We start from the raw sequence: 11,685 nt of genomic DNA on the forward strand, positions 1-11,685 counted from the left end.
TCATCAATAATATTTAATACTCGGAATCTACGGCCATAAATCAGGCTGTCACTCATAAAATCCATAGACCAAGTATGATTGATGCCATTGGGTTGCTCCAGTGGTTCTTTTATACGAGCAGGCAACCTTCTTTTTCGTTTTCTGCGTAGGTTTAGCTGTAGCAAGCGATAGACTCTCAATACTCGCTTGCGGTTCCATCTATAGCCTTCTTGGCGAATTCGACCATAATATTCATCAAAGCCACGCGTTGGAAGTTTCTCTGACAGTTCTTCCAACTTGTTGATGACTTCAACATCGTTTCGTTTGCTTTCATAATACCACATGGAGCGATGCAATCCAATCAATCGGCACGCCCTGCCGATGCTGATCAAGTATGTGGAATGCAAGTATTCGGCTCGCTCTTTTTTCTCGCAGGGCTTTAAAACTTTTTTCCAAGCAAATCCTTTAGCATCAAGTTATCTAAACTCTGATCTGCATACATCTGCTTGAGTTTACGGTTTTCTTCCTCCAGTTCTTTTAAACGTTTTAACTGAGAGGCTTCCATACCAGAATACTTCTTGCGCCAATTATAAAATGTAGCCTTGGCAATGCCATGCTCGCGACATATCGTTTGAGCATCAATGCCACTTTCATACTCCTTTAGAATTTTTACAATTTGGCTTTCTGTGAATCTTGTTTTTTTCATAACTCTGTTTTGACTGCTTAAAATTAATAATTTATCTAATTTTAAACTGTCCGATTTTCAGGGAAGGCTACATAAGAAATATAGATATGGTGAAAATTAAATTTATTAATAGAACGACAAATTCAATCGCATCTATAATTCTAATTTTACTCGTAAGTGCGTTCCTGTATATAGGTTTTAATCAATTTCAGATTCCGACTCTTTTTATATTTACGAAAACAGAACAAACAAGAGCGACAATTACTGAAACTAAAATGATTCCGAGTGTCAAAGGTTATTGGCTTCAATTGGTGGAATATGAATATGTAATTGGTGACAGCATTTACAGAGACAGTTTTAAAGCAGGTCAAAGACAAGGATTGCAGGTTATCGGAGACGAACTATTGCTTAAATATTCTATTTCTAATCCAAGGAGAAATAAAGTAATTGGATTTTACCGACATTCAAAGAAAAATATGAAACCAATTGGAGTATCGAATAAGGACATTGAAAACCAAAACTAGGTACAACATCATATATAAAACATTGGGGTTTAGGTGGTTACTTGAACGTTTCTGCCCCGCTCGAACTTTTGTAACGGCAGACAATGACGATGCCCGCAATCCCCAACATTTCATATATGTGACCGTTGCCAACAAGCTTAAAATGCACGACATCTATGATTGAAGAATGTTAGCTTTTCGGCAAATGTTTCAATCATGATTGAAGAAATATCGATATTAATAAATTTATTCAGTTATAATTGAAGAATTTCCTATATTTGCATGAAGTTTAAAATATAGATGAAATGACTGAATACATCGAAAGACCACTTTACATAGATAGATTAAAACCATTTATTGGTAAATCATTGATAAAGGTATTAATTGGACAGCGGAGAGTTGGGAAAAGCTATCTGTTAATGCAATTGAGAGACCTTATTAAAAAACAAAGCCCTGATACTCAAATAATTTACATCAATAAAGAGCAACATGAATTCTCAAAAATAACAAATTCAGATGACCTCTTTCTCTATTTGAAAGAAAATGTAAAGGGAAACGGCAATGTAGCACTATTTATTGATGAAATACAAGATATTGAATCATTTGAGATAACATTAAGAGACCTTGCAACGAGAGGTAATTACGATATTTATTGCACGGGAAGTAATGCTAATTTACTTTCCAGCGAACTCGCTACATTTTTAAGTGGTAGATATATTGAAATTAAAGTATTTGGTTTAAGCTATACTGAGTTTCTGGTGTTTTATAATTTACAGGATTCAGTTGCAACATTTCAAACCTATCTAAAATTCGGAGGATTACCATACCTAATTAATTTAAATACTGAGATGCAAGTTGCATATGAGTATTTAACAAGCATTTATAATACCATATTGCTCAAAGATGTTGTTACACGATTTAAAATTAGAAATGTAAAGTTTTTAGAAAATTTGGTTGAATTCCTAGCAGATAATATTGGCAGTATAGTATCCTCTAAGAAAATCAGTGAATATCTAAAGTCTCAAAAAATAAACATATCACCTCAAGTTGTTATAGACTATTTGGGATATCTTGAATCATCATTTTTGATTTTCAAAGTAAAACGAACAGGAATAGAGGGAAAAAAAATATTTGAAATAGGTGAAAAGTATTTCTTTGAGGATATTGGTATTCGTAATGCAATTGTTGGATATAAGACAAGTGATATTCATAAAATATTGGAAAACGTTGTTTATCTGCACTTACGAATGGCAGGATATTCTGTAACTGTTGGGCAAGAGGGGAATAAAGAAATTGATTTTATCGCACAAAAAGCTGGAGAAAAAATTTATGTTCAAGTTGCTTATATGTTAACAAATGAGGGAACAATAAATCGAGAATACGGAAATTTACTGGAAATATCGGATAACTTTCCAAAATATGTTGTGACAATGGATGAATTGACTGAAATATCAACATACAAGGGAATCAATCGAATGCATGTTAAAGACTTTTGTTTAAAAATGGTGTGACAGATAATAATTCCTTGAATTATTTGAAGATTTAACCAATTAATACAGACGCTATTGATTCTTGATAAAAAAGCCAGTTGGCAACATTTTGTATATGTCAGTTTTGCAGAAAATTACACGTTTATAGATAATTTCGGGTGTGCAAAACCGCCACATACAAATCACCGTTGCCGGTAATACAATTTTCATCAAGCAAATCGCTTATTTTCAATAGAATAGAAAAATAAAACCGAAAAATTTACCGAAACGAACAAAAAGAATATCCAGAAAATAAATAAAGTGAGTTGCAGGAATTTTTAGCGCCAGAAGTATTGTTTTTTTTCAAATAACGCACTGAGAATCAATGAAAACGGCCTAAACCCCATAAAAATAACGCATTAAGACTAAATCTGTATCGGAAAATTTCGTTGCTCCGCTAAATTGGTTTATAAACCAAAGACAAATTATTACTTCGTAGAAATATTTTGGGAAACTGCGGTTATTGGCGGCGAAGTCAGAATTTTTAACGGAGGAAATTTATTAAACGGCGGAAATTGAAAAATATCGGAAAAATTCACTTTTACACGCAACGGAAGAAAAAACAGAATAATTTGAAATCGGTCAGAAATATTTAAACCAAAAGACTCTGACATCGACCTGAAAATTGGTATGCTTCGCCAAATTGGTTTTTAAGCCAAAGACAAATTATTACTTCGTAGAAATATTTTGGGAAACTACGGTTCTTGGCAGCGAAGTCAGAATTTTTAACGGAAGAAATTTATTTAACGGCGAAAAATTAGAAAATATCGAAAAAATTTATCTCACACGCAACGGAAGAAAAAAAACGTAGAATAATTTGAAATCGGCCAGAAATATTTAAACCAAAAGACTCTGACATCGACCAGAAAATTAGTTTGCTTCGCCAAATTGGTTTATAACAAATTGACAACTTCGTAGAAAATTAGAATGCTACGGTAAAATTCCCGGATTTCGAAATTTATAACGGAGAAAATTAATTGGAAGTCGGAGAAATTATACATCCTGCAAAATCGGTAAGAGAGCGAAGAATTTTAACGATGGAAACCACTGATTTTCAAGAAAAATCCTATTTTTATAGAAATTTATAACGACTTGATTAAGAAATAGTAAATACCGGCAACATCATGTATAAGTAATGGCTGGGTTTGTGGCGTATTGGAGCTTTCTACCTCGCATCAAATCCATTCATACCGTGTAAGAAAGTGCCCCGTATTCCGCCACTACTCATACATGTCACCGTTGTCGGTAAGACGATATTCAATCAAGTAAACACCTTATTTACTGATTAATACAAAACAAAAAACCAAGAAAACTTACTGAAACGAACAGTAAATATATACTGAAAATTAATAGAGCGATTGGAAATTTCTACGTCAGAAGTATTGTTTTTTATAATAACGCACCGAGAATCAATATAAACGGCCTAAATCCAGAAAAACAACGGAATAAGACTAAATCTGTAACGGAAAATATTGAAACCGCACGAAGAATAATCAGATATTCAGAGCAGTTTTTCAAATTCCGTAACGGACTAATAATCAATAACGCAAGAATTTGACATCCAAACTGAAAATTTCGTTGCTCCGCTCAATTAGTTTATAAGCCACAGGCAAATTATTACTTCGGAGAAATATTTGGGATACCACGGTTTTTGGCGGCGAAGTCAGATTTTTTAACGAAAAGAAATTGATTAACGGCGGAAAATTTGAAAATATCGAGAAGTTTTATCTCACACGCAACGGAAGAATAAAACGTGGAATAATTTGAAATCCGCCAAAAATATTTAAGCCAAAAGACTCTGACTTCAACCAGTTAATTAATTTGCTCCGCCAAGTTTGTTTATAAGCCACAGACGAGCCATTACTTCGGAGAAATATTTTGGGAAACTACGGTTATTGACGGCGAAGTCAGATTTTTTAACTGAATAAATTGATTAAACGGCGGAAATTGAAAAAAACGATTAAAGATTTCGAATTCGGCCAATAACACTTAAACTAAACGACTCAGACATCGACCAGAAAATTAATTTGCTTCGCCAAATTGGTTTATAATAAAGTGAAAAGAGTACTTCGATGAGAAATTAGAATACTGCGGCCAAATCAACGGATTTCGGAATTTATAACGGAGAATAATTATTGTAAAGCCGGAAAAAATTTGAAGATTTATGAGCCAAATTTAACGACCTGAGAAAATAGATATTTAACGAAGTTTATTGAAATTCAACTACCTGCAATATCGGTAAGATTGTGAGGATTTTTAACGATATAAACCACTGATTTTCAAGAAAAATTCTATTTTTAGAAAAAGTTTTTAACGACTTGATTAATAAATAGTAAATACCGACAACATCATATATAAAATATTGGGGTTTTGGTGTTTACACGAACCTTTCTGCCCCGCACCGGCTTTTGTAACGGCAGACAAAGACGCACACCGCAGCCCCAACATTTCATATATGTCACCGTTAGCACACATTATGGAAAAATCCTAACCAACAGATTATGAAGGTAAAAAACATAGATGAAGAATTATCGAAAGTTGAAATTGATAGCAAAACAGGCATCAAAGTAACTTTAATGAGTGGCGATTCAAATATCTCAGTTTTTGCTGCAGAAATTGCTCCAAAAACGAAATTAAATCCTCATTACCACAAGATTGGGATAGAGACATATCAAGTATTAGAAGGCTGCGGAATGATGAAAGTTGGCGATTATAAAGATAATAGAATTCATTGGACAGATAGTTTCGAAGTAAAAAAAGGTGATTGCTTTACAATTTCATCTTCATTAGTGCATCAAATTATTAATAATTCAGATAAGATTTTAAAAACTATTTTCACTTGTCCTTCTGACCATCTAGGGCAAGACAGATATTTTGTGGAGGATGTATAATGAAAGAGTATAATTTCAAAAAAATAGACGCTTTTGCTACAAAAAAATCGGATGGAAACCCTGCTGGATATGTTCTTCTGAACTCATTGAATGATATTTCAGAAAACGAAATGTTGCAGATAGCAAAAGAACTAAAAGGATTTGTGAACGAAGTTGGATATGTTGCTAAAGTAGGGGAATGCGAATTTGATTTACGTTATTATTCTTCTGAACGAGAAGTGGATTTTTGTGGTCATGCAACAGTCGCTATTTTATACGACTTGATAAAAGCAAACATTAGTTTAGCTAATGCTCCTACCTTGACGATAAACACGAACAAAGGAACTTTAAAGGTAGAAAACAGATTAATCGAGTCTGATTCTGTTTTTATTATGTCACCTAAACCTGAAACTAAAGATATTTCAATTGACGTAAGTGAATTAGCAGGAAAATTAAAGATTGACAGATTAAAAATTGACATGAATAATCCAATCTCAGTGATAAATGCAGGGTTATCAACCTTGATTGTTCCGATAACTGATTTGGAATCAATTCTAAGTATTACTCCCGCTCTTAATGAATTGAAAGATTATTGTTTTAGACTTGGGATTGATATAATTGAAGTTTTTACATCTGAAGTTTCTGACAAAACGAGTGATTACAGGACAAGAGTTTTCGCTCCGACTTTTGGCTACTTAGAAGACCCTGCAACTGGTTCAGGTAATTCTGCATTTGGCTATTATCTAGCTATTAATAACATGTGGCCAACTGAAACGTTGACTATTGAGCAAAATGGATTAAAAGATAACTTTAATGTAGTAAAACTTCAAAAACAAGTCGATGAAGATAATATTCAACGAGTTTGTTTTGGAGGAGGAGCAATAACTAGAATTGAAGGTAAATATATGATATATAAATAATAACGTGTGCTAACATGCGGTATAAACCATTTCCGCCTTAGCTTCACGATAATTTTGCGTTTTGATAATAAATTACGGACTTTTATCGGGCTGATGTGAAAGCGGAAACGGTTTATACCGCCACCGTTAGCAAACATATCCAAACCCGCAACAATGGCGGAATATAATCTTCTATTTACGTGATTTTTTAACAGAAAACCAGATTAAAGCATCAAAAAAGTGAGATAAATGACAGAATATAGAGATTTGTCTTTGGAAATTAGAGAATATCCTAATTCATTATTTGAAGTGATATTAATATGGTTTATTTTGCTTCTATGGGGATTTGCATTCATAATGTTTTTCATTGAAGTCAATGACAAAATAATTGCAAGAATATCGGTTTTATTAGGTGTTTATATAATGATTATATGGTACTTTTCTAAGTATATATTCCAGACACCAAAGATAATTGGACATATATTTATAAATCAAAACTACATTAATTTTAAAAAAAATAATATTGAGATAAAGCAAATTGAATTTTTAGGAATAAAATGTAATGATTACCGTGGCAAGATAAAAATTAAACGAACTGAATTTCCTTTTCCATCATTAGGAACGAAAAACGAAATAAAAATATTTACAAAAAACGGATTGCTTTTTGAATCTGAATTCTTCATACGTAAAAAAAAAGACATAAAGAGATTTGACAAATTCATTAAACACTGGTCTGAATTGGATATCCGAATTCAATATATAGTTAATAACAAAGCGGTTTATATGTCAAACGGATTTTAACAAATTCTATAGAGATGGAAAATTCTTAATAATTAATTACAGGATGTTTTGTATTTGTTTCAAAGACCAGAAATTGCTGTAAGTTAATACCAAAACAAACGTAAAACATTGAATTTCAATCTTATTTATGGGACAAAAAGGAATGACAAAAAATGAATTGCAACCAAATCAATCTTATATGCTAATGATTGGTGCAGCAGCATTGTTAGCCGTAAGATTTATTAACAAGAATTTAAGTGACTGGGTTAGCATTGATTATTATATTGGAATTGTTTGTGCTGGAACAATAATTTTTTCAATATTGACCTTGATTAAGTTTAAGAAAAAAGTGTAGATTAATAAAATACGTTTGCTAACATCATGTATAAAATATTTGGGGGTTTAGTGGTTACTTGAAACATTCTGCCCCGCATCAGCTTTTGTAACGGCAGACAGGTACGAAGCCCGCATTCCCCAAACATTTCATACATGTCACCGTTGGGCATAATTTTAAGAGTGACCATACTACTTTCATACATAATGAGGAAATTTATAGAATATAGAATTAAAACAATTTAAATGTTTAAAGACAGATTTATTAGATTTAAGAATTTAGAAAATAAAGTGTCAGAGCATTACAATTCTCTTTCCCCCATTGATGATGCTGAAGATTGCGAAGTTTATTTGGAAGCTTTAGAATGGGCTTTAGCAAATAAGCATAAAAATAAAAACATTGCTGTCTCTGGCTCATATGGTTCAGGTAAAAGCAGTATTATAAAAACATTCATTAAACGAACTCAAGCATCAGAAAACTTATGGAATAAATTTTTTCCAAAAAATCGGTTTTTCAATATATCATTAGCAACATTTAAAGATTCTCAACATAAGGACACCGATGACAACAAAGATACTGAACTACAAAGATTAATTGAATTAAGCATAATCCAGCAGTTGTTTTTTCATGAAAAAGACTCAAAGATACCTGATTCCAGATTTAAAAAAATTAAACGACAAAAAAAAATCAAATTATTCGGATATTCTCTTGGAATAATTGTAGTTCTCATTTCATTACTCTTTCTACTAGCGCCAGATTTTCTAGGAAAATTATCTTTATTAAATCCAGACAGAATTTATCCACCTTATTTTAATAAAATTGCATCAGCAATAACTCTATTAGGTTTATTTCTAACAATATATAAGCTTTCAAGGTCTTTATTAGGTTTATCAATAAAAAAACTAAATATTAATACCGCCGAAATCGAAATAGATAATGGCATTAGCAAATCCATTCTAAATAATCACTTAGATGAAATTATATACTTTTTTGAAGCAACAAAATATAATGTAGTTATTATTGAAGACCTTGATAGATTTGAGCAGACAGATGTTTTTACAAAACTTCGAGAAATAAATCTTTTAATAAATAGTTCTGAAAAAGTTAAACGTGATGTAGTATTCATCTATGCAATAAAAGATGACATGTTTCTCGATAAAGATAGAGCTAAGTTTTTTGATTTTATCATCCCAATAATACCAGTTATAAACTTCTCAAATTCAGGGGCGAAACTCCGTAAAATTGTTGGACAAAGCAACTATAATTTGAATGATGATTTATTAGATGATTTATCCATGTTTATTGATGACATGAGATTGTTATATAACATCATGAATGAATTTTACATATATTCAAAAAAGATTAGCAATAGTTTAGATATGAATAAATTATTATCAATTATTGTTTATAAAAATATTTATCCGAATGATTTTACTAAACTAAATGAAAACCAAGGTGACTTATACCTTACTATCAGCAAAAAGAGTGATTACATAAAGACAACAATTGTAGAATTAGATAATCAAATTACAGTATTAAAGACTGAGATTAGCAGAATTGAAGAACACAAAGTAAGTAACCTAAAAGAATTGCGAATTATCTATATTGCAAAGGTATTAGAGAAAATCACTAATGGTTTTGTAGGGTTCAATGTAAACAAAAATCTAGTAAGCATATCCAATTTCACTAGTGAAGAAAACTTCCAAAAAATTAGAAATGGAAGTATAGAATATTTTTTCCACGATTCCTACAGTGGTAGACATAGGAATTCATTTGATTTTAATTTTACAGCAATCGAAAATGAAGTTAACCCTGAAATAAGTTACAGTGAAAGAGAAAAAATTATTCTAACTAAAATAAGAACTAATGAAATAAAAAAGGAGATTGAAAGAATTAATGAGCAAAAAAAACTGATACAGAAAAGTAAATTGAAAGATTTGCTTCAAAGCAAACAAATTGTTATTGAAACAGATTCCCATCGTAGATTTGCCTTAATTAATATTTTATTAAGAAATGGGTATATCGATGAAAACTATCTAGATTATATCTCAGTGTTCCATGAGGGGGCATTGACTAAACCAGATTATCTATTCCTTATTAATATCAAAACCGATAAAGGCAATGCTTTTGACTACAAACTAAATAAGACAGAAGAACTAATTAAGAAAATTAACGAATTTGCTTTTGAAAAAGACTTTGTCCTTAACTATGATTTAGTTGATACCTTGATAAAAGGCAAATATTTTACTCCAAAGAAAAATCTTCTATTTCAGCAATTAAGCAATGAGAAAGAAAAAACTTTTTACTTCATAGACGAGTTTATTGATAGAACAGCATATATTGAAAATTTCATATCCGAATTATGTAAGTTTTGGCCAAATATTTGGAATTTCCTATACTCAAAAACAAGACTTCCTGATGATAGAATTGAAATATACTTTAATTTAATTATTCAATATGCAGAAATAAAAGATATAACTACAATTTTTGAAAATAATAGTGATTACATATGTAACTTCCCTGATTTCTTAAATATTAAAACAAAATCAGATAAGTTAATTGAAATAATAAGAAATCTAAACCTGAAATTTAATTCTATTGAAATAAATTCACCTGAACCCTTGTTAAGTTTCATATTTGAGAACAATCATTATGCAGTGAACTCAGAAATGATTCAATTATATACTTCATTTAAAAATGTTTATGATGCTGAATCATTTCAATTAATGAATTATAGCTTCATTCTAAATACAAAGCTTCAAAATATGATTGATTATATTGAATCAAATATTGAAGAATACATCGAGAATGTCTTTCTTAAACTTCAAAATAATACAGAAGAATATTTGGAAAGCTATGAAAAACTTTTAAATAATGAAGATATATGTATTGAACAGAAAGAAGAAATAATCATTAAGACCAGTACGATAATAGAAGATGTCCATTCTATAATCACTATTGAAGTTAAAAATTTACTGCTAATTCATTCAAAAATTAAAGCAAAATGGCTGAATATCCTAGCAATGTTTGTGGAAAATGGAAATATGTTGAGTGATGATGTTATAAGTTTTATCAACAACCCGCAGAATGCACAAGTACTTTCAAATCTTAGAATGACAACTGATAAAGATGAAAATGGTCTTCAGACATTTAGTAAACTTTGTAGAGCTCTAGTCAATGAAATGAAAATTGACACAAAATCATTAGAATTAATATGCAATTCGATCCCATGGTGGTATGAATCATTTACAACAGATAATTTGTCAAAAGAAAGAATTACTATTTTAATCGAGAGCAAAAAAGTAAATCCAACTCCAATCAGTTTTAAGTATTTAAGAGATAATTTCAAAGGGACTAATATTTTATTGCTTGAGAAACATTTTAGCAATTTTAAAGAATTGATAGATGAACTAATAATTGATAGTGACGATTTGAAACTTATTTTAATGTCAAAAGTTATTGATACAAAATCGAAATTCACCTTTGTAAATAATTTAGATGATTCAATAGTTCTTGAAAATACAGATAATGCAGGAATAATTGTCAAATTATTATTAGATTCAGAATCTTATGATGTTAAAGCCTCCTTGAAATCGATTCTGCTTTTAAACAATGATTTGACTCCTAGAGAAAGAATATCCTTATTTATTAATAGCAAGTCCATAATTAATGATAATCTTATAACTAACTTTCTGCATTCTCTTGGTAATGATTATGAATTAATCGCAGATACTAGCAAAAAAGCTACAATAGAAAACAATACTCTCCATAGTAAGTTATTAAACACCTTAATAGAATTTGAATATATATCAAGTATTTCTGAAATCAAGAATGGATTAAGAGTAAATCACAGGAGATAAGATTAAAAAAAACTATGCCCAACATCATATATAAAATATTGGGGTTTAGGTGTTTACGCGAACCTTTCTGCCCCGCACCAACTTTTGTAACGGCAGACAAAGACGCACACCGCAGCCCCAACATTTCATATATGTGACCGTTGGCATTCATTGTAAGTGCGACACGAGGCTGTCCGAATAACTGTTAAACGCTCTTTGATTATCGAGACTGATTTAACCTCATGTTCCATCATGAGTAACCTACCG

Annotated in this window: 8 protein-coding genes and 1 pseudogene; 7 read left to right on the forward strand and 2 right to left on the reverse strand. The window is 30.9% G+C overall.

The features are described from left to right. Window positions 1-386 (reverse strand): annotated as a pseudogene (locus EV194_RS16510) (IS3 family transposase); the annotation flags it as partial. A gap of 32 nt (window positions 387-418) precedes the next feature. Further along, entirely contained in the window at window positions 419-685 is a 267-nt protein-coding gene (gene tnpA, locus EV194_RS16515) for an IS66 family insertion sequence element accessory protein TnpA (RefSeq protein WP_132435588.1), read from the reverse strand. Between the two features lie 254 nt (window positions 686-939). On the opposite strand from tnpA, the gene EV194_RS16520 reads away from it, so the two are divergent. The 7 genes from EV194_RS16520 to EV194_RS16550 all read left to right on the forward strand — a co-directional run bounded on the left by EV194_RS16520 (window position 940) and on the right by EV194_RS16550 (window position 11,439). Then, complete coding sequence (locus EV194_RS16520) at window positions 940-1,188, forward strand: hypothetical protein (protein WP_132435590.1); 249 nt, start codon at window positions 940-942, stop codon at window positions 1,186-1,188. Window positions 1,189-1,472: 284 nt separating this feature from the next. Beyond that, window positions 1,473-2,678, forward strand: coding sequence for an ATP-binding protein (locus EV194_RS16525; protein ID WP_132435592.1), 1,206 nt, complete (start codon window positions 1,473-1,475; stop codon window positions 2,676-2,678). Window positions 2,679-5,197: 2,519 nt separating this feature from the next. Next, the gene (locus tag EV194_RS16530) at window positions 5,198-5,587 is read left to right on the forward strand and encodes a cupin domain-containing protein (protein WP_132435594.1); all 390 of its coding nucleotides are present in this window, start codon (window positions 5,198-5,200) and stop codon (window positions 5,585-5,587) included. Continuing rightward, on the forward strand, window positions 5,587-6,486 hold the full coding sequence (locus EV194_RS16535) for a PhzF family phenazine biosynthesis protein (RefSeq protein WP_132435596.1): 900 nt from the start codon (window positions 5,587-5,589) through the stop codon (window positions 6,484-6,486). The genes EV194_RS16530 and EV194_RS16535 overlap by 1 nt, the downstream gene beginning before the upstream one ends. A 228-nt stretch (window positions 6,487-6,714) precedes the next feature. Further along, the gene (locus EV194_RS16540) at window positions 6,715-7,266 is read left to right on the forward strand and encodes a hypothetical protein (protein ID WP_132435598.1); all 552 of its coding nucleotides are present in this window, start codon (window positions 6,715-6,717) and stop codon (window positions 7,264-7,266) included. 127 nt (window positions 7,267-7,393) lie between these two features. Then, on the forward strand, window positions 7,394-7,600 hold the full coding sequence (locus EV194_RS16545) for a hypothetical protein (protein ID WP_132435600.1): 207 nt from the start codon (window positions 7,394-7,396) through the stop codon (window positions 7,598-7,600). A gap of 224 nt (window positions 7,601-7,824) precedes the next feature. Beyond that, on the forward strand, window positions 7,825-11,439 hold the full coding sequence (locus tag EV194_RS16550; RefSeq protein ID WP_132435602.1) for a YobI family P-loop NTPase: 3,615 nt from the start codon (window positions 7,825-7,827) through the stop codon (window positions 11,437-11,439). Window positions 11,440-11,685 lie beyond the last annotated feature (246 nt).

Source organism: Natronoflexus pectinivorans, assembly GCF_004345615.1.
In the GTDB taxonomy this organism is placed as follows: domain Bacteria; phylum Bacteroidota; class Bacteroidia; order Bacteroidales; family Marinilabiliaceae; genus Natronoflexus; species Natronoflexus pectinivorans.

Coding starts and splice junctions, on each gene's coding strand:
- EV194_RS16525 (WP_132435592.1), top strand. CDS start 1,473: ATGACTGAATACATCGAAAGACCACTTTACATAGATAGATTAAAACCA.
- EV194_RS16550 (WP_132435602.1), top strand. CDS start 7,825: ATGTTTAAAGACAGATTTATTAGATTTAAGAATTTAGAAAATAAAGTG.
- EV194_RS16520 (WP_132435590.1), top strand. CDS start 940: ATGATTCCGAGTGTCAAAGGTTATTGGCTTCAATTGGTGGAATATGAA.
- EV194_RS16530 (WP_132435594.1), top strand. CDS start 5,198: ATGAAGGTAAAAAACATAGATGAAGAATTATCGAAAGTTGAAATTGAT.
- EV194_RS16540 (WP_132435598.1), top strand. CDS start 6,715: ATGACAGAATATAGAGATTTGTCTTTGGAAATTAGAGAATATCCTAAT.
- EV194_RS16545 (WP_132435600.1), top strand. CDS start 7,394: ATGGGACAAAAAGGAATGACAAAAAATGAATTGCAACCAAATCAATCT.
- EV194_RS16535 (WP_132435596.1), top strand. CDS start 5,587: ATGAAAGAGTATAATTTCAAAAAAATAGACGCTTTTGCTACAAAAAAA.
- tnpA (WP_132435588.1), bottom strand. CDS start 685: ATGAAAAAAACAAGATTCACAGAAAGCCAAATTGTAAAAATTCTAAAG.